The sequence below is a fragment of the Thermogemmatispora sp. genome (assembly GCF_019683635.1).
In the GTDB taxonomy this organism is placed as follows: Bacteria; Chloroflexota; Ktedonobacteria; order Ktedonobacterales; family Ktedonobacteraceae; genus Thermogemmatispora.
Genome location: NZ_JADGIA010000090.1, coordinates 1 through 19,744 on the forward strand (window position 1 = coordinate 1; position 19,744 = coordinate 19,744).

Annotated in this window: 14 protein-coding genes; 13 read left to right on the top strand and 1 reads right to left on the bottom strand. The window is 61.8% G+C overall.

Going from position 1 to position 19,744, the window contains the following annotated elements; all coding sequences use genetic code 11:
* Positions 1–89: 89 nt before the first annotated feature.
* The 13 genes from IRZ31_RS11530 to IRZ31_RS11590 all read left to right on the top strand — a co-directional run bounded on the left by IRZ31_RS11530 (position 90) and on the right by IRZ31_RS11590 (position 17,938).
* Positions 90–287 (top strand): thiomuracin/GE37468 family thiazolyl RiPP peptide, encoded by a 198-nt coding sequence (locus tag IRZ31_RS11530; protein ID WP_297153661.1) that lies wholly within the window; start codon positions 90–92, stop codon positions 285–287.
* Between the two features lie 176 nt (positions 288–463).
* Complete coding sequence (locus IRZ31_RS11535) at positions 464–2,659, top strand: TOMM precursor leader peptide-binding protein (protein WP_297153663.1); 2,196 nt, start codon at positions 464–466, stop codon at positions 2,657–2,659.
* A complete protein-coding gene (locus IRZ31_RS11540; protein ID WP_297153666.1) occupies positions 2,649–4,685 on the top strand; it encodes a TOMM precursor leader peptide-binding protein in 2,037 nt (678 codons plus the stop codon). Before IRZ31_RS11535 ends, IRZ31_RS11540 begins: the two co-directional genes overlap by 11 nt.
* A gap of 19 nt (positions 4,686–4,704) precedes the next feature.
* On the top strand, positions 4,705–6,327 hold the full coding sequence (locus IRZ31_RS11545; protein WP_297153669.1) for a SagB family peptide dehydrogenase: 1,623 nt from the start codon (positions 4,705–4,707) through the stop codon (positions 6,325–6,327).
* 14 nt (positions 6,328–6,341) lie between these two features.
* A complete protein-coding gene (locus IRZ31_RS11550; protein ID WP_297153672.1) occupies positions 6,342–9,125 on the top strand; it encodes a lantibiotic dehydratase in 2,784 nt (927 codons plus the stop codon).
* 4 nt (positions 9,126–9,129) lie between these two features.
* Complete coding sequence (locus IRZ31_RS11555) at positions 9,130–10,158, top strand: thiopeptide-type bacteriocin biosynthesis protein (RefSeq protein WP_297153676.1); 1,029 nt, start codon at positions 9,130–9,132, stop codon at positions 10,156–10,158.
* Between the two features lie 15 nt (positions 10,159–10,173).
* Entirely contained in the window at positions 10,174–11,358 is a 1,185-nt protein-coding gene (locus IRZ31_RS11560; protein WP_297153679.1) for a thiopeptide maturation pyridine synthase, read from the top strand.
* Positions 11,345–13,054 (top strand): SagB family peptide dehydrogenase, encoded by a 1,710-nt coding sequence (locus IRZ31_RS11565; protein WP_297153685.1) that lies wholly within the window; start codon positions 11,345–11,347, stop codon positions 13,052–13,054. Before IRZ31_RS11560 ends, IRZ31_RS11565 begins: the two co-directional genes overlap by 14 nt.
* Before the next feature lie 12 nt (positions 13,055–13,066).
* Complete coding sequence (locus IRZ31_RS11570) at positions 13,067–14,050, top strand: ABC transporter ATP-binding protein (protein ID WP_297153688.1); 984 nt, start codon at positions 13,067–13,069, stop codon at positions 14,048–14,050.
* Positions 14,051–14,130: 80 nt separating this feature from the next.
* Positions 14,131–14,889, top strand: coding sequence for an ABC transporter permease (locus tag IRZ31_RS11575; protein ID WP_297153691.1), 759 nt, complete (start codon positions 14,131–14,133; stop codon positions 14,887–14,889).
* Positions 14,890–14,932: 43 nt separating this feature from the next.
* Positions 14,933–16,177 (top strand): amidohydrolase family protein, encoded by a 1,245-nt coding sequence (locus IRZ31_RS11580; protein ID WP_297153694.1) that lies wholly within the window; start codon positions 14,933–14,935, stop codon positions 16,175–16,177.
* On the top strand, positions 16,174–16,659 hold the full coding sequence (locus tag IRZ31_RS11585) for a hypothetical protein (protein ID WP_297153697.1): 486 nt from the start codon (positions 16,174–16,176) through the stop codon (positions 16,657–16,659). The genes IRZ31_RS11580 and IRZ31_RS11585 overlap by 4 nt, the downstream gene beginning before the upstream one ends.
* A 409-nt stretch (positions 16,660–17,068) precedes the next feature.
* The gene (locus IRZ31_RS11590; protein ID WP_297153700.1) at positions 17,069–17,938 is read left to right on the top strand and encodes a hypothetical protein; all 870 of its coding nucleotides are present in this window, start codon (positions 17,069–17,071) and stop codon (positions 17,936–17,938) included.
* A 360-nt stretch (positions 17,939–18,298) separates the two neighbouring features.
* Here the strand turns inward: IRZ31_RS11590 and IRZ31_RS11595 are convergent, their stop codons facing one another.
* Positions 18,299–19,249: a class I SAM-dependent methyltransferase gene (locus tag IRZ31_RS11595; protein ID WP_297153703.1), complete on the bottom strand. Its 951-nt coding sequence runs from the start codon at positions 19,247–19,249 to the stop codon at positions 18,299–18,301.
* Positions 19,250–19,744: the final 495 nt, after the last annotated feature.

Here is a 19,744-nt window from a genome sequence, read left to right on the forward strand (position 1 = left end):
CCAATTAATTAAGCTATAGATAACTGCTCTCTCTGCCTGCTGACTGAGGCGGTACACGACCTGCCCGCCGGGAGAAAGGAGATCGCAGCATGGAAGATCTAAAACAGGAACTGGCTCACCTGACCCTTGACGAGCTGCAACTGGACGAGCTGAGCATCCAGCCGCTCACTGCAGATCGTGATGGGCTGGAAGCGCTCACCCTTGGTCACGGCATGATCGAGATAGGCGCCTCTGTCCTTCCCGAGGGCTGCTGCAGCTGCTGCATACCCTGTTGCTGTTGCTGGTAGCAAGCTGCAAGACAGAGATCGAGAGCGCCGGCGGAAATAAACCAGGCCGGCTCTCCTTTACCTGGCCTATCTGAGGTGCAGCGTAGTTGCTGAGCCGCTATGCTGCACCTCACGCACCATCAGCCCAGCCCGTCGCCGCAGGGCATCTATGCGCACGATGAGGAGAGAAACTGGCCATGCGCCCCAGGATGAGAGGCGATGTCTTCTATTTTCCTACCCCTGAAGGGGTCTACCTGCGTAACAATCAAGGCGCCTTCCACTTGAAAGGCAAAGGTCTTGCTCGCCTGCTCGACTTGCTTTTGCCCTATCTGAATGGTCAGCATACGCTGGAGGAGATCACTCAGCAGGCGCCGGGAGAGCAGCGCGCCTTGATCAGCAAGCTCATTGAGATGCTGGCCGCCCGCGGCTTCATCAGGGATCTGACTCCCGATCATCCCCATCAGCTGAGTGCTGCGGAGCAGGAGATCTACGCGGCGGAAATCGCTTTCATCGAGGCATTTCAAGATTCGAGCGCCTGGCGCTTCCAACGCTACCGCCAGAGCCGCGTGTTGCTCATCGGTTCCGGCCTGACGCTCCAGGCGCTGGTGCAGGCCGCCCTGCATAGCGGCCTGGCAGACATCTCTGTGCTGATCACAGGCGAGTGCCCGCTGGATCGCCAGCGTCTGCAGGAATATCTGGCTCTGCGCCAGACGCGCGATCCGCTCCAGAAGCTTCACATGCTGGAACCGCTCAATTGGGACGATGAGCAGACTGTGGCGCGCACTCTCGCACCCTTTGATGCCGTCCTGCATCTCTCAGATCGACCAATGCTGCGGCGCAGCGCCCTGCTCAACCGCCTCTGCTACCAACAAGGCAAACTCTTCCTCAGCGCGACCATCCTGGACACTCAAGCCTGGCTGGGACCGCTGGTTCTTCCCGCTCCCGCTCCTGGGGGACACGAAGCTAGCCGCGGCTGCTGGGAATGCGCCTGGCTGCGCTTGCTCGCCAATCTTCCGGCTGCACCGGTCGTCACCCTCTATGACTTCGATGACCACCCCGAGACCCCCATCAGCTATGCGCTGGCTGTGCCAACCGCTGCCGTGGTCGCCAATACCCTCAATTTTGAACTATTTAAGTATATTACTGAAGCAGGACCGCTGGAGACGAGTGGCCATCTGCTCTTTATCGATCTGGAAACGCTGCAGAGCCAGCGTCATCCATTCAGCGCCTCTGCCCACTGCCGTTGCTGCCGCCAGACCGGCCCGCTGACCGCGCAGCAGTTCCGGGACCTGGTGAGGGAGCGCAGCGCTGGGCCAGTCCTCTCTCAGGAAGCGTTCTCTCGCAAGGCAGCCCATCTGTTCGATGCCAGGCTGGGGCTGTTCAGCGCCCTGGATGAACACAACTATACTCAGATTCCTTTAAATATTGCGCGCGTAGATCTGACACAGCCAGCGCCGCGTCTGTCCAGAGGAGAGACCTGGCGCGTTTTCGGCGCCGGCAGCGATTTTGGTGCGGCTCGCCGGGCGGCAACCTTACGCGCCGGCGAACGCTACGCCGCCTGGTGCTATGATCCCCGTCGCAGCCTGAGCGGGAGCGCGCCCGAACTCGTTGGAACGGCCCCGGAAGCGCTCATCTGCTACACACGCAGCCTGGAGCCATCGACCAGCCTCGACCCGGAAGAAGACTACCTCTGGGCCTGGGAGCTGCCGGGCGAGCAGGTCGTCCTGGTCCCGGCAGCGACGGTCTTTCCGCTGTCCGCTGAGGAAGAGCGTTTTCAGCTGCTGCCCATCGGGGTGGCCGCCGGCATGAGCTGGTCCGAGGCCCTTTGTCGTGCGCTCTTCACTCATGGACGTGCGGAGCTGGTGCAGCGTCTGCTGCAGGGCCGCGAACCTTTTCCCTGTGTTGAGATCGGGGCTCTGGCTCTCTCGGAGACTGCGCAGCGCTACAGCCATCTGCTGGCTTTGCAAGGCGTCGCCATCGCTGTCTATGATCTCTCAGCCTTGCTCTCCGACTGGGGGCTGCTGGCCTTCGCTTTCTGTTGCAATGAGGAGACCTGGGCCTATACCTGTCATCTGCAGGCCCAGGCAGCCATCGAGGAGGGCCTGCTGCTTTGCCTCCAGCATGCCCAGGCCCTGCATAATAGCGAGTCTGACTATGCGCTGTCGCCGGTCGCTCCTCTGCCGTCAGCGCTGCGCGGCGAAGCCTCCGTCACTCCTCACTATCCGCCGGTGGAAACGTGGGAGCAGATGCTGCAGACACTGCTTGCTGCTCTACAGTCGCAGGGACGGCGAGCGCTGATTGTGCCACTCGATCACGATGCGGCGCTCAGTGAAGCGCTGCCTTATATTGTGCGCGTGGTGCTGGGGAAGAGGAGGGCCGACGATGGCTGCTAACCCGAAGGAAGCACAATCCAGACCGCTGCTGGGGTTGCTGGCTGAAGGCAGCCTGGGCCGGGCTGTCCGTGAAGTTTTGCGCGAGTGGGGCGAGCCTGTGGAGGTCACCCAGGCCGATCTACAGGCTGCGCAGGTGCCAGCCTGCGCGCTGCTGCTGGTGATCAGTGAGCGCTGGCATGGGCCGCTGCTGCAAGAGGCCAATCGCTGGAGTCTGGCCAGCGGCAGGCCCTGGCTGGGACTCTCGATCGAGCCAGGGCGCGCCGTGCTCGGCCCCTGTGTCTTGCCGGGGCGCAGCGCCTGCTTCACCTGCGCCGAGCTGCGGCGGGTCAACGCTCACAAGCGGGCGGAAGAATTTCAAGCTGAGCGGACCTATCTGGCGCAGCAGGCGCGCTCTGAACTGCAGCCAGGTCCAATTTCTGCCCCGGCCAGAACCTGGCTGACAGCCTTCGCTCAGGCCATCCTGGCGCAGCAGGTTGCGCGGGAGGTCGCCCAATTTCTGCGGGCACCGGAGGCCATGCTGACCTGCAACGCACTGCTCTGCCTGGATCTGGCAACGCTGAGAATCACTCGTCATCCCCTCCTGCCTGAGCCGCACTGTCCAGACTGCGCAGCCCTGCCCGCCGATAGCGCCGCTGCCGCCCAGGCGGCGATGACGCTCGTCGCGCGGCAGAAACTCGCTCCCCAGACCTACCGTGTCCGCGACCTGCTCTCTCTCAAAGATCGGCTGCTGGCGCGCTACGTTGATCCAGAGTGCGGTCTGATCTGCGGCCTGACCAAGGATAGCAGCAATCTCTACGCCAATTTCGCCGCCCACATCCACTTTCAACAGGGAAGGCGTCAAGAGGTTGGCTTCGGCAGGGCTTTCAACTACGAACAGGGTCAGGTGGCAGCCATCGCTGAGGCCCTGGAACGCTACGCCGGCATGCGGCCAGGCGGCAAGCGCACAGTGGTGCGGGCCAGTCGGCGTGAATTGGGCGAGGCCGCTATTGATCCGCGCACGCTGGGATTGCACAGCGAGGCTCAATATAGCCTGCCCCATTTCCCCTATGTGCGCTATAGCGATGACCTCGTGCTCAATTGGGTCTGGGGCTATTCCTTCGCCCGTCAGCAGCCGGTACTGGTGCCCGAATGCAATGTCTACTATGGCCTTCACTACTGGACGCACGAGAGACCCTACGTCTATGAGATCTCCAACGGTTGCGCGCTCGGCAACTGCCTGGAGGAGGCCCTGCTGCACGGCATTCTGGAGATTGCCGAGCGCGACGCCTTTTTGCTGACCTGGTACGCGCGCCTGCCGATGCCGCGCATCGAACTGCGGTCGGCTCGCGATCCACTGATCGGGCTGATGTGCGAGCGCCTGTATCATCTGACGGGCTACAGCGTGCATGCCTTTAATATCACCCTGCCGGAGCGCATCCCTTGCTTCTGGGTGATGGCCGTCGACGAGCAGCAACGTCCAGACTATCCGCGTGTGTTGTGTGCCGCCGGCTCGCACCTGCTGCCGGAGAAGGCCCTTATCAATGCCCTGCAGGAGCTGGCGCCGATCGTCGGCAGTCATATCGGTCTCTACCGCCAGGAGCAGGAGCACGCCCGCCGTATGCTGGCCGACTCCTCGCGCGTGACCCAGATGCGCGATCATGCTTTGCTCTACTGCCTGCCGGAAGCCTTTGAGCGCCTGGCTTTCCTTTACGAGACGCCGCACCGGCAGACCTTTGCTGAGGCTTTCGACGGCGATGAACCGCCTGCTCACACAGATCTGCGCGAGGATGTGCTTGAGGTGATGGGGCGCTATCTGCGCAGCGGCATCGATGTGATTGCCGTCGATCAGACAACGCCCGAGCTAGCGCGAGAGGGCTTCTGTGCCGTGCGCGTCCTGATGCCGGGCATGTTGCCGATGACCTTCGGTCACCATGCCCGCCGCTGCTCTGGCTTCAGGCGTCTCTATGAGCTGCCTTATCAGCTTGGCTACGCAGCGCGGCCTTTGACCGATGCCGATCTCAATCCCTATCCTCATCCATTCCCTTGAGCGAGCGGAAGGAGCGCCTATGAGCAATCAAGATCGTGAGATCGGTCTGCGCTATCTGCAGGCCACGTACTACGGCCTGCCGGAACTCTTTGCTGAGGGGCAGGGCGAGGAGGGCATGCCCGGCGAGCCACTCAAGTTCAAGGTCTATCGCGACGTCCCTCATTATCCGCTCAGTCAGCGCCTTCCGCTCTCCCTGGGCGATCTACGGCGGGCCTTTGCCAGCCAGAGGCAGGACACCCATCGCGGAGTGGGGCCGCGCTCCCTGGATTATGAGACGCTCTCTTGCCTGCTCTACTACAGCTATGGCTTCTCTCGCCATGATAGCGGCCTCGATGCGCGCTGGCCTTTCCATCGCCTGGTCGCCTCCGCCCGCTGCTTTTTCCCGGCAGAACTCTACGCCTGGTTGCCAGCGACGGAGCCTGTCCCGTCAGGCTTCTATCACTATGACAATCTGCATCACAGCCTGGCTGCCCTGAGACAGGGTGACTATCGTGCTGCGCTGAGCGCCGCCCTCGGCTGTGAGCTGACGGACAGCCTGGGAGTGCTCTTTGTCAGCGCTTACTTCTGGAAGAACGCTTTCCGCTATCGCAACTTCTCCTACCGGCTCTGCTCGCAGGAGGTGGGGATGGTGGTCGGTAATATCCTGCTGGTCTGCGGTGTGCTGGGCCTCGCGGTCCAGGTCCACTATCAGTTTCTCGACCGCGTTCTCATCCGCCTGCTTGGCCTGGAGGAGGGTGAGGAGAGTCCTTTCGCCGCCCTGGTGCTCTCGCCTGCTGGCAGCGAGCGACAGGCGACGAAAACGCTCGTTGCCCCCGCAGTCAGCGCTGAGACCCTGCTGACGGAGATCGAGACAATCGCCCCCACCCATATCAAGCTGAGCGCGCTTGACCGCGAGCGCTGTCAGAAGCTGCTGGAGATCGACCAGCACTCGCGACTTGAGAGCAGTGCCGAGCTGGCGATCTCGCTGCCGCCCGCCACGCCCACCTGTGACCAGTCTGCCCCCACACTGGAGGCGCCGGCGCTCTGGCCAGAGGAGCTTGAGCTGGCCCAGGCTCTCTACCAGCGCAGCTCGGGCGACGTCTTTTTTCTCCCCTTGTACAAACCTGTGAGCCGGGCCACGTTCTGGGAGATTGTCCGTTACAGTCTGGCCCCTTACGCGAGCGATCTTGGCGGCGTGGACAGCGTGCCCGCCCTGGAGCTTTTTCTGGCGCTCAATAATGTCGCCGACGTGCCCGCGGGGATCTATCGTCTCTGCGGGAGCTGTGGCGCGCTGCACGTCATTGAGCAGCGGGCTGTGGCCTCGCAGATCCAGGCCATTCACAGTACGCCCGCCGTCAACTGTGGCAGCGCCCCCTTTGTGGTCTATCCGGTCGCCAACTACGGCGCCCTCAGCGCAGTGCTGGGGAATCGCGCCTACCGCATCATGAACATGGAGTGTGGCCTGGTGGCGCAGCGCCTCTCGGTCTTGAGCGCGGCCTTCGGTCTGGTAGCGCGCTGCAGCGATAGCTATCATCTCGACCGCTGTGCGCAGCTGCTGCATCTGCGCGAGCGTGTGGAGACGCCCCTGTTTCTGGTCGCCATCGGCTATGAGCGCCCTGGTGCGGGCGCCGGGGCACGCTACCGACATAGCATTCGTCTCTGAAGAGAAGAGGAGGCATGAAAGAGCAGCACACCTGCACCGTGGCAGCGGAATATGTTGTACGGGTGGCCGGCCTGCCGCTGACGGCCCTGGCAGCACTGCGCTTTGACGGCAGCCTGGCGCTGATCAAAGAGCTGTTGCTCCTTGAGGAGCGGCTGAGCAGCAGCGGAGCCTGGCTTTCGGAGCAACTGCACGCGGTGATCGGCACGCTGGCGGGCGCTGAGCTGCGCCGACCACGCCAGCTGCTGATCGAGTTGCGGCGCGCTATCTTCCAGGGCCGCCAGCCAGCGCCGGCGCAGCTGGCTCCAGATCTGCTGGCCATCTTGCCCCCTGAGCTGAACACTGCGATCGTGTGCTGGCATGGCATGCTCCAGCAACGCACCGCGCTGCTGGCAGAAGCTCGCCGTGTCTTCGCTACGGAGCTGGACGAGCGCCGGACGGCTCTGCGCGCCCTGGCTGGTCAAGAGCGCTTCCTGCAGGGCTTGCTCCTGGCCAGCCCCAGTCTCTATCTGGATTGCTGCCGCTGGCTGAAAGCAGCCCCCGCTGAGGCCGGGCGTTATCTCGATCGCAAGCTGGAGGACGGGCTTCTCAACTACCTCACGCGCATGGCCGCTAAAACCAGCCCATATAGCACTTTTACTGCGCTTGCCCGCGGTCGCTTTATCCCAGGGCAGGCACAGCGGGAGGAGGCGACCGCTGCTGTCGCTGGGCAGGGCGAGCCTGGGCCTGGTCGCAGCGTCATCGAACTCAATAGGTTGCTCGTGCACCACATTGCGCGCGCTCTGACCCGGTGGCCTGCCGTCCGCCCCTATCTGAGCGTTAGCCTCAATCCTTCGCTCGTCAGCGATGCCAGCGTCCTACGCTTCATTAGCCGCGATGACCTGGGCCGCGAGAGCCTGGCAACGGTGCGGGCCACTGCAACCCTGCAGGCTGTGCTCCGGCTGGTTGAGCGCCGACAGCCGCTGACCTATGGAGAACTCTTAGAGGCGCTCAGCACATTGGACCCGCAGGGGCGACGGCAGGAGCTGGCGGGCTTTCTCGATCAGCTCATCGCCCGCGGTCTGTTGCAGCTCGATTTCGCCATCCCTGAGCAGGCTCATGACTATCTGCTGCGCCTCTGCGAGGTCCTCGCTCCCATCGATCAGGCCCAGGTGCAGGCGCTGCGTGCGCTGCTGCTGGAGCTACTTAAGGCGCTGGCTGCCTACGCGCGGACAGCCGAGGTGCATCAGCGCTATGCCCTTCTGCAGCAGCTACGCGCTCTGCTGGAGTGCCTCCTGGCGGAACTGGGCCTGAGCGAGCAGCCCGGCTTTATCTTGCCAGCCAAGAATCTGATCTACGAGAATACCCTCCTGGAGAAGGCGCCCGGCAGCAGTCTGCCAGCATTGGAGAGCGATCTCCTGGCTGATCTGGCCCTTGTTCAGCAGCTGGCCGGCCTCTTCGATCCGCTGCTGGCCGGGCGCCTGACGCTGGCGACCTGGTTTAGCCGGCGCTATGGAGAGGGCGCCACAGTCGATCTGCTGACCTTGTATGCAGACTGCTCCCGCGAAAGCCAGCAGCTAGCGCCCGCACTGCGCAATAGCCCGGTGGGGACGCTCTCGGCACCATCGACCGCCCTCGGTCCAGCTCAGGCGTGGCAGCTCTTCACTGCTCTCTTTGCTGGCAGCACCTGCGAGCAGGAGGAGCTGAGCCGCGTCATGGCCCTGCGCCAAGAGCTAGCGCGCTTTGTGGCCGACCAGCCCTCCGATAGCTCTGGTGTCCGCTTCCTGGATCGCCAGCGGTTGCGTGCTCTGCTGGAACACTGTCCTGCGTCTGTGAAGCTGCCGCCCTCCCTGGCCCTTTACTGCCAGCTCTACTGGCAGGATGGTCAGCGTGGCCTGGTACTCAACTCCATCCAGAGCGGTTTCGGGCGCAGCCTGCGCCGCCTGAGCTATCTGGAGGCTCACCTTGCTCCCTCGCTCCCGGAGAGCGCAGAGGTGAGCAGGCGTGAGGCCCTCGCCAGCGCTGAGGAGCCTCTACCGATCGCCATTCAAGGCGTCTTCGGCTCCAATCTGAACCTGCGCTTGCCCGACAGCGAGTACGAAATCGCCTATCCCGGTTGTCCGAGCAGCGGCAGGCGCGAGCGGCTGCTCCCTCTGAGCGATCTGCTGGTCCAGCACGATCCGGCCAGCCAGCGACTGCTGTTGATCTCCCGACGCCTGAACCGCAAGTTGCTGCCGATCCATCTGGGGCTGATGTCCGATTACTGGCTGCCACCGCTCTACCGTTTCCTGCTGTGGGCCTTCGGCGAGACACCGGGCGAACGCCTGTGGAGTCTGCGCCTGCTCCTGCTTGATCAACCCTTGAGGCACGACCGCCAGGAGGTCGGGGAGGGGCAACCACGCTACAGGCCGCGCACCTGTTTAGGGCGCATCTGTCTCGATCGTGCGCATTGGCGCCTGCCTCCGTCCTGCCTGCCCGTTCGCCAGAAGGGCGAGACGCACTTTGACTACTTTCTGAAGGTACAGCGCTGGCGCGCGCAGTATCAGCTGCCGGCGCGCTGCTTTCTGCGCGTCAATCCCTTCGATTTCCAAGCCACCGCAGGGCTTGAAGGCTCCGCCTACTCGCTCGGCAAAGAGCGCAAGCCGGTCTACCTAGATTTTGAGAGCTATTTCTCGCTCAGCCTCTTCGAGCACCTGATCGAGAAGAGTAGCTTCGGCCTGCTGCTGGAGGAAGCCTTGCCAGGGGAGGCCGACCTGCTGCCCGCTCGTGCGGGTGGCTCTGTCTGTGAATATGTCTTTGAAGTCAACAGCGAAGGAGCCTGAGATCATGGAGCAGCCTGACTGGATCAGCGCCCACTTCTTTTATCACGGCGATCTCAGCGCGCTCCTGAAGGGCTGCGTGCAGCCGCTGCTCGCTCACCTGGGGCAGAGCGGCCTGATCGCGTCCTACTTCTTTGTGCGCTACTGGCAGGGGGGACCGCATCTTCGCCTGCGTCTCTTGCCACGGACGGCCAGCGCCTCAGCCCAAATTATGGATGAGGTGCGCCAGGCTGCTGCCCGCTATTTCCAGCAGCATCCAGCCCCCGACTCTCTGGACGTGGAGCGCTACGAGGAGATCAGTGGCTACCTCTCCTATATGGAGTATGGTCGTGCTGAGTCCGGTCCGCTCTACCCGAATAACAGCCTGCACTTTCTGCCCTATGTGCCAGAATATGAGCACTACGGTGGTCGGCAGGCTATGCCTGCCGTCGAGGAACATTTCGAGGAGTCGAGCGCCATCGCTCTGGCGCTGCTGACCCAGGGCGCCGATCGCAAGCAGCGCACAGCTCATAGCGTGGCGGCCATGCTCCTGACCGCCGCCCTGGCCAATCCAACGCGCGCAGCAACAGCCCAGGTAATCGAGCACTTCTACTTTTCCTGGGAGCGCATGCCCGCCAGCCTGCGCACCTCCCTGCTGGCCCGTTTTGATCAGCAGTACGAAGAGCAGCGCCAGCGCCTTGAGCAACTAAGCGAGCAGCTCTTGCGCCTCTCTGCTCAGCAGGAGTCTGATCTCGACGACTCCGCAACGCTGCTCAGGCGCTGGCTGCGCTCCATTCGCCGGCTCTACCGCAGGCTGTGCGAGCTGGATCAGGCCGGTCTGCTGGTGTCCCCCCAGGTGCCTGCGACGCCGACCAGCCCGGTCAGCCCGCCGTTGAATATTCTATTACGCTGTGCCCATATGCATAATAATCGCCTCGGGCTGCTGCTCCTCGAAGAGGCGTACGTTCTTCATCTGCTCAAACGTGCGCTCAGCGAAGGCAGCCAGACCAGCGGATCTGATCGACAGCCCGAGCCGCTGCCCGGCAGGCAGCTCTAGAGACAGGAGCAAGCTATGTCTAGCAATGGCGTTGCTTATCCCGAAGCCGGCAACTGGCAGAGTGCCCATATCTACTATTACGATGAGCAGCAGAAAGATGCCCTGCTCCTCGACTGCGTGCAGCCGCTGTTTGTTCAGGCCAGACCCATCACGACACGGCTCTTCTTTGTGCGTCACTGGCTACGCGGCCCTCATCTCCGCCTGCGCTTTTACTGCTCGCCGAGACAGTTCGCCGTGGCGCTCAAGCCGCTGATCGAGTCGAGCGTGGGGAGCTACCTGCGCCAGCACCCTTCCAGCGCTCGTCTGGATGAGGAGCAGCTGAAAGCCCTCTATGCAACGCTGGCCCGCCAGGAGCGGGAAAGCGGGCCATTCTTCCCGCTCTATCCCGATAACTCGATCCAGTATCTGCCCTACGATCGCCGCCTGCACGTGCTCGGCTCTGAGGCTCTGGCAAGCCTGCTGGAAGATTTCTACGTTGACACCAATGACCTGGCCTTTGCCATGCTGGCCTACCGGCGTCAGGGCCATTCGCTGCTCACCCTCTGCTTCGATCTGATGGTCAGTGTGGCCCATCGGCAGGGTCAGCATATCGCCCGCGGCTTCATCTCCTACCGCTCTCATGCCGAGGGCTTTATCATTGCCAGCGCCGACCCTGCCCGGACGCGCGCCCTCCTTGAGAGTCGCTATCAGCAACAGGCCAAAACGCTGGTCGCCAGGCTTCGGCAGCTGCTGGCAGCCCTGGATCAGGGGCTGGACACCTTTCCTTTCACTCTGGCCTGGTCACAGCTGATGCAGCGCTATCAAGAACGCGCTGCTCAACTGATCGCCGCCGGCCAGATCGATCTCAGCAGGGCAGGTCTGGAGGTGGGCGAGCAAGGCGGCTCTCCCATTCGCAGGAATCTGGCCGCCAGCGCCTTCCACAGCGCCCTGGAGCGTGATCAGCAGCGTAAGCAGGCTCTCTACAGCGATCCCTGGTTCCAGAGTTATCGTCTCGTACTGAACCTGCTCTACCTGCACTTCAGTCGGCTGGGCCTGCGCCCGATCGATCGTTTTCTGCTCTGCCACCTGGCCGCCAACGCAGTTGAGGAGGCTTTCAAGATCAGCGCCGTTGACATGGTCAGGGCCTTCAGCGATGGGGCCTTGTCTGGGCCACCGCCCTGGCCAGGAGAAGGAGGGAGGCAACATCATGCAGGAGCCTGAGCGCGCGCTCTCCCCGCATGGGCAGCTGCCAGAGGAAGCGCTGGAGCCAGCGCTGCAGCGCTATATGGCTGAGGCGCAGCACTTTCCAGAGCGTGAGGTGGTCGACTGGCAGCATGCGCCGCTGAAATATAAAATCTATCGCGGCTGCGATTGCCTGCGCCTTGCCTATCTGACGCCGCCCGCCTCAGAAGCCGGCGCAGAGAAGGCCCGCCAGCCGTTTGGGAGTGCCCAGTTCGGCCAGATGCTGGCCGATATCTATGGCCTGACGCGCCAGCGCTGGACAGGGGCCGAGAGCTATAACGCCATTGCTGCCGGGAGCACCTTGCCGATCCTCGATCCGCTCAAGCATCCGTTCAAGCAGGATCTGCTGCGCCCTGTGCCTTCCGGCGGTGGCCTTTATCCCTGCGAACTCTATGCCGTTATCGGCCCGGCCCAGGCCCTGCCAGCCGGTGTCTATCACTATGATCCCATCCATCATGCCCTGGATGTGATCCACGATGCCGACGCCCATCCTGAGCAGAGCGATCATTTTCTGGCCAGACTGCTGGAAGCGCTGCTAGAGCCGCCAGCCTGCACTGCCGACTTCGCACTGGTCCTCAGCTGCTTCTTCTGGAAGAACGCCTTCAAATATGGCGAATTTGCCTATCGTCTCCAAGGTCTCGACCTGGGGATCGTGCTGGGTCAGTCGCTGGCGGTTGGCAGCTATTACGGGCTGAAGAGTAGCGTTCATTTTCGCTTTGTCGATTGTGCTGTCAATGCCCTGCTGAAGCTGGACGAAGCCTATGAGAGCGCCTACGCGGTCATCGTCTTCAGCCTTGAGGATACACCTCGCGCTCCGCGCGCTTCCTTGCCGCGCTGGCAGAAAGCGCCCGCGTCCCAGTTGAGGAGAACGGACGGAGACGAGCTGGCGCGTCTCCAGCCGCTCAGCAGCCTGCCGCTCTCAGCAGCCCTGCACCACGCCTCGCTGATCAGAACGCGCGCCCAGGGCCAGCCAACAGGCCAGGGCCAGGAAGCGGAGGAGAGCCTGCGGGGACCGCTTGCCGAGTCTGGTGTGGCGCTGAGCGATGATATCGGGCTGGAGCTGGCCAGAGGTACACCGCTGCGCCATTCAGCGCGCCACTACTTTCGGCCTGGGCGCATCAGTGAGCAACAGTGCGCCCAGTTGCTCTATGCCGCTGGGCGTGGTCTGCAGAGCGATATCGCCCCTGCTGCGCCTTATCTACCTCGTCTCTTGCTCTATTGTATTGTCGCCGGCGTGCGTGGTCTCGATCCCGGTATCTACTGTTACACGCCCGGTGTGCGCCATTGGCAGCTTGTCAGGCCAGGAGATAGTCGTCTACAATTACAGCAAATAGTGGCTCATACCGGATATCATAATGTCTATCACATCAATCTGCACGTTTTTCCGGTCGGAGAGTACAGCGAAGGGGCACGCCGCTATGGACCCCGCTGGTATCGTATTCAGAACATGCTGGCAGGAAGCGCCATTCAGCGTCTCTATCTGGCCGCCGCGCTGCTCGGCCTGGGCTGTCATACCAGCCTGGCCTACTCGATCGAAGGAGTAAACAATCTGCTGGGCCTTGAAAGAGGGGCGACGGCGCTGGCTCAGGTGCTGATCGCTCCCGAGCGTCTCGCCGGTCAATATTATGAGATGCCGCTACCGGCTGTCCTGGCGGCAGCCTGGCCCGAAGGATAACGGAGAGTCTGTGTGCAACCAACCATTGAGCGTAAGGAGGTCAGCGTCGTGAGCGGGAACAGCGCTGCGATCATCTCAATAGAGAACGTACACAAATCCTATGGGAGTCTGAAGGCCCTCGATGGGGTCACCTTGCACATCTGCAGCGGCGAATGCTTTGGCCTACTCGGTCCCAACGGAGCCGGGAAAACCACCCTGCTCTCCTGCATCGAGGGACTCATCAGCTTTCAAGAGGGGCGCATCACTGTCAATGGCTATGATGTCGCCCGTCAGCCACGCAAAGTGAAAAGCCTCCTGGGCGTGCAGCTCCAGGACGAGACGCTCTTCACCGATCTGAAGGCGATTGAGGCCATACAGTTCTACGGCGCACTCTACAACACCTTTCCATCGCGGGCCGAAGCTCTGGCGCTGCTGGAGCGCTTCGACCTGGCCGAGAAGCGCAATGCTCGCATCGGCACGCTCTCCGGCGGTCAGCAGAAGCGTCTGACGCTGGCGCTGGCGATGGTCCACCAGCCCTCGATCGTCTTGTTGGACGAGCCGACCACCGGGCTTGATCCCCAGGCGCGCCATCATATCTGGGACATCGTGCGCCGGCTGCGTGGCGAAGGCAAGACCATCATCCTGACGACCCATTACATTGAGGAGGCCGAGATCCTCTGCGACCGCGTGGGGATCATCGATCAGGGCAAGATTCTGGCTCTGGGCACGCCGCGCGAGCTTATCGAGCGCATGGGCAATCTCTCAACGGTGCGCGCCAGCCTCTATCTGCCAGCCGAGAAGCGGCAGCAGCTGCAGACAGCGGAATTCGTCCATGCGGTGAGCGGCGACGACGGCCTGCTCACCGTGCAGACCTCCGATCCGCAGCGCGTCCTGGCTCTGCTGGAGGAGATCGGCCAGGAGATAGGAAGCCGTCCACAAAATGTCTCCATCCGTCAGCCTAATCTGGAAGATGTCTTTCTCTCGCTGACGGGCCGCAGCATTGGGCCAGCGGACTAGCAGCTGACGGCTCCCGGCCTGGGTCTGGCTCTGTCCGGCATCGTGTGCCCTCTCCATTCGCAACGGGAAAGGAAACGCCTATGCGTCGCTTTATAACTGAATTTCAATTTTTCGCTATCCTGGCTTTTCGCAGTCGCACTTTGCTCTTCTTCAGCCTGCTCATACCGACAGGCTCGCTGCTGCTCTTTGGCTTCGTCTTCGGCCAGAATGTCATTCCTCTGCCGGGCAGTGGCGGCGTCTCTTACTCGGTCTGGCTGCTGCCAGGGATCATCGTGATGAATATGATTACCTCCGGCCTCATAGGGAACTCCACAGCCATGATCACCTGGCGTGAGCGGGGCATCTTCAGGCGTATCCTGGTGACGCCAACGGCACCGTGGGAGGTGATGCTGGCGCGCGCCTGCACCCAGGTGCTGGTGATCGTCGTCCAGACCATCATAGCGATCATCGTTGGCAGCCTGGTCTTTCACTTCACCTTTAACCCGCTCTACACACCGCTAACGCTCCTGTTCATCGTCCTCGGCTCTGCCGTCTTTCTGCTGCTGGGGCAAGTCATTGCCTCCTTCACGGATCGCGTGGAGATTGGCAATATCATTGGTCAGGGTCTGTACATTCTGCTGACCTTTCTGACGGGTATTCTGCTACCTCTGCAGATTCTGCCAGATATTGTTTCCAAGATTGCCCCTTTTACGCCCTCCTACATGGTAGCCGAGCTGCTGCGCAGCGCGATGTTGCAGGGCAACGCTGGCAGCGCGCCGCTCGCCGATATCATCGGCTGTTTGTTGTACTGTGCCGCTGCTCTGGGCCTTTCGGCGGCTTTCTTCCGCATGCTGCGCTGAGTGGCGTCGCCACGACCGGTCATCTCAAGTTGAGGGAGGCTGCATGAGTTATACGATCCTGCGCGACGTCTGCCTGATTGAGGGCGCGGCGGAAGAAGGCGTCAGGAGGGGGTGTGATCTCTGGCTGCGGGGAGAGCGCATCGAGGCCGTTACCGATAGCCGCGCCCGTCTGCCGCTCAAGGGAGAAGGGGAAGAGATTCACTGTTCTGGCCTCTACTGTCTACCTGGCCTGATCGATATGCATACGCATATCACCTCGCCCGGCGAGGAGCATATCCAGGATAGCGATGATTTTCGTCGTCTACTGGCCGATCATGGGCGGCAGGCTCTGGGGGCCGGCGTGACCAGCCTGCGCGATCTCGGAGGCTGGCCGGAGGTGCTGCTCCGCCTGCGTGGGGGGGTGGCGCGCAGCCCTTTCTTTCCCAATCTCGTTGTGGCTGGTCCCTTCCTCACTGCTCCCGGCGGGCATCCGACCACCAGCCTCTTTCACGGGCTGAGCGCGCTGCGGCGAGCGGCCACCCGCGAGCTGAATGAGCCAGGGCAGGCGCGCGCGGTGGTCGACCAGCTCGCCGCCAGTGGGGTTGACTTCATCAAGGTAGTTTCTACGGCCTGTTTGATCATCCCCCAGGAGGAGACACAGGTTCCTAAGCTGCGTTCCGAAGTCTTTGCGGCGATCGTTGCTGCTGCCCACGCCCACGGCTTGAAGGTCGTTGCTCATACAATGACTGCCGCGGATGTATATGAGGCGGTGCAGGTTGGCTGCGATGGCGTCGAGCACGGCATCGTTTGCGATGATATTGATGCCTGTGACCCGGAGTTGCTCTCTCAGCTGAGAAGTCGCCAAATCTGCTACGTGCCGACGCTGGCCGCTATTGAGCAACTGGCACCGCGTTTCCTGAAGCAGGCGATGCAGAACGCCAGACGTCTCGCCGAAAGAGGGGTGCTCATTGGCGTGGGCAGCGATGCCGGCAATCCGGGCGTTCCCTTCGGGGCCGGGCTTCTGCGGGAGTGCGAGCTGCTCTTTGCAGCTGGCATTCCACCAGCACAGATTATCGCTGGCGCCACCAGTAGTGCTGCGGAACAGCTCGGACGTGGCGAACAGCTGGGCCGCCTGAGTCCCGGTTATCAGGCCGATCTTGTGCTGCTCCGGGCCAACCCGCTGGAGCACCCCGGCAATCTCCGGCAGATAGAGGCCGTCTTCAAGGCTGGCTGCTGTGTCGCTGCCCGCCCTGCTTCTGTTTTTCATCGTCAGCGTCCATCAGCTTCGTTTCAGGAGTCTGTGTCGTGAGCCAGGAAAACTTGTTTCCGCTTTCTTTTCTCCAGCGCCGTCAGGGCCGGTTCAGTTTTAACGCGGTGAGCGTGGCTGAGGGGCTGTTTGCTCTGGGGGTTCTGGCGTTGCTGATCTCTGTCTTTCTGCCCTGGCGCTATAGTGTGCTCAATCGTCCCGGCGAGCCTGTGCTGGTGCTCAGCGGCTGGGAGACGGGTCTATTGGGCGGCCAGGGTCTCTGTTTGCTGGCTGGCGCTGTGCTGGTTCTCTTGCTGGCACTCAGACGCTGGCTGACGCCTGGCCAGCGCGCTATCTGGGAGATCGTGGCCGCCGTGCTGTTGGGGGCAATTACCGTAGTGACCTTCAAAGACGTGCTCGATTTCTATAGCGGGTCGCTGGCTCTTGTGATTAAGCACAGCGTGTTGGGTGCCGGCTTTTATGTGGCTATGCTGGGCCTCGATCTCTTGCTGTTTGCCTGCTTCCTGCTGGTAAGGCGGCGGTAGCATCAGGAGGACCCTGGCCAGCGGTCAGAGCGCTGAGGCCAGGCTGGTCTGCTTGTGCCTGTGGCGTCTCTGGCCGCCGGGCGCATCCCTGGCAGGGCAGGGGACCGCCCCGGGCAGGCCGGCGGGGTCTCCTGCTCAGGAATTGGCTGAGAGCGCGGGCCTTGTGGCCGGTCAGGCCACGGACCAGAAGAAGATTATCAGCCACCGCCAATCGGCAGCACCAACACAAAGTGTGACCGATTTCACAGTGATGAGCAGTGCGCTGTGTTAATCTATACTCAGGCTCCAGCGAGAAAATTTGATGGCTCTAAAACGGCAACATCCCCTTTGCTCGCTGCTGAAATGTAGCTTGTAGCGCGAATTCCTTATATCAACCCTTCTTTTATGCATCACTAAAAACAGGATTTTTATGAAAAAGATTACAAAGGTTGTAGTTCTTTTCTTGCTTGTGCTGGCCTTCCTGGCGGGCTGCAGCGCTCCCCCGGCAAGCTCTTCTACGGGAGGTGCAGCGACTCCTTCGCCCTCCACAAATGCTACGCCGGCTGCCAGCGCGACTGTCACATCGGCCACACCGGCCTCGACGGCGCAGACCTCTTTCAAGGTCACATCAGTCCAGATGGCTGTCAGTCCGGCCTCGATCGCCGGCCAGAGCTGCGGTACGGAACTGACGGTGACCTACACGGCGACCTTCCATGTGGTTCCTGACCAGGGCACTCATACTGTTCAATTTGCGTATACCACAAATAACGGACGCTCGCAGCAGTTCGCCAGCTTACAGTTCTCGCCAGGGGAGACCACAAAGACCTTCTCTTTCAGCTGGCATGGCCCCCTACCGCTTGATCACACGGCTCCCGGCCTCGGTGGTGTCCTGGTTACCAGTCCCAACCAGCTCATCTCGACACCGATCAAGCCAGCCGGTCTGTGTACTCCAGCTCCCTTCCACGTAACGTCGGTCACTATGAGCGTTAACCCGGGCACGATCGCCGGTCGGCATTGTGGCACGAATCTGACGGTGACCTATACGGCTACCTTCCATATCGCTCCGGAGAGTATGGGTGGCGTCATCAAATTTGGCTATACTGTGGATAATGGGCGCAGTGGCGGCGACAACACCCAGACGCTCGTCGTTGGGCCTGGAACGACGACGCAAACCTATTCCTTTACCTGGAGCGGGGTCTTGCCGGCTGATCATACCTTCCCTGAGCCAGGCGGAGTGCTCGTCTCCAGTCCAAACGTGGTGCATTCTCCCCTGGTTGGGCCGAGTGGCCAGTGTAGCTAAGGTCTTGTGCGGGAGATAGTTCTTTCCTGGCCTGTCAGTGCTGCTCATCTTTCGCAGGTTGCCTCTCCATTGTGGCCGGCAGGTGGGCAGCATTAGGATAGGCAAGGTGCTGGCGCGAGGTATCCTTGCTGGAGGGGAGCGAGGGCTTTCCCGTTCTGGCTTCCAGCAGAGCTACCCCGCGCTTTCTGTCTTCGCCTGGATGTTGACAGCCCGGATGCCTCTTCTTGGGAGGCGCCTTGTGATGCCGCTGCCGCCCGGGCTTCTGCTCAGCAGATGGCCCAGGCCAGCCAGCGTCAGCCAATTGGGAGGGCTGAGACTGGTTCTGGCTCTGCGGCTAGAGGTGTGCCGGCTGGGCAGCCGTTAGCCAGCTGCGGGCGAAGCTTCTGAGTGATTGGCTGTGGCTGGCTTCTCTCCCCAGACGGTGAGCAGGGTCCAGATGGCGCAGAAGTCATCGGCTTGCATTTCTGCGACGGCCTGCTGATACAGGCGCTCCAGCTCCTCTTTCGCGGCCACCCCCGTCTTGAGCAGAAATGGCTGGACAAGCTCCATAGCGACCAGGTAATCCTTGAAGACGGGATAGTGCCCCTCTGTGCCTATTGACCACTCGATGGCGCTGGCACGGAGCCGTACGCGCTCAAAACCAGCTTGCCGCAGCAGCCGCGGCAGCACTGGCGTGATGCCGATGTGGCGTCCATCGGGCGAGAAGCTCTGGCCTGCGCGCTTGAGTGCCTGGGTACCGAGTGCGCAGAAGTGCTCAAAGGCTGGACTGGTAGTGAGAGGTTGCTCTGTTTCGGTGCAGCGCAGGATGCCGCCAGGCTTGAGGAGGCGGAAGCACTCGGCCAGCAGCCGTGGCCAGCTATTCGGTAGCATGAAGCCGCACAAAGCTCGCCCGTTGATCAGGTCAAAGGACTGATCAGGGAAGGGCAGGGACTCCATGACGTTGCCGACCTGAAAGTGGACATTCTCCAGCCCGCGCGACCAGGCTTGCGCGTTGGCATACTCGATGACTGACGGGCTGATGTCGATGCCAATGATCTCCACCTTGGGGAAGCGAAAGGCCAGCTCTAGGGCCCAGCCACCGGGACCACAGGCCAGGTCGAGGACGCGGCCCCTCTCAGGCAGGGCGATTCCCTCCTCTGGTAGCAGACCACCCATTGCTTCGGTGAGCAACCGATCCTGCTGCATCAGACGCGCCAGCTCGGCGGCTTGCTCAGAATCGATGATATAGGTATTCCTGGAGGGGGCCGAAGACGGGGATGGCTGAGACTCGGCTTGGTGAACTGGAGCGGCTGCTGCTTCTGGTTCGTTCATGCAAGCTCCTTTCTGCTTGCTAGTCGTTCTGTCCCTTTCGGTAGAAAGAATGGTCGCGCTACGGTAGCTGTCACTGCTGTTTCTAGTATAATCAATCAATGCGCTCGCTGTCTGCCCCTGCCGCTGCCTCTGGAGCAGCTATCTCTGCCTGATGTGTGTCCCCATCGCTTTTCTGCGCTGAGAATCAGGGTGCGCTGCTGGCTGCTGGGGAGCTTACCCTCGAAGGAGGCCGGCTCTGGGGTGGAGAGAGCGGCAATGGTAGCCAGATGGCTGCTGTGGTTGAGCTGGGTGAGAAGGGCGACGCTCTGCTTCAAGATGGACATATGGTATGAAAAATTCAACATATTTTTTGATGCTTCTCTGATAATGTTATGCTTGTGGCTTCGAGGATCTCGGCTCCCGACTTTCCAAGCAGCGATCATCGAATGGCTTGTGAAGGGCTCTGAGTGGCATAGTGCCTGGCATCATTACCGCATTGAAGCGGTCACTGATGAC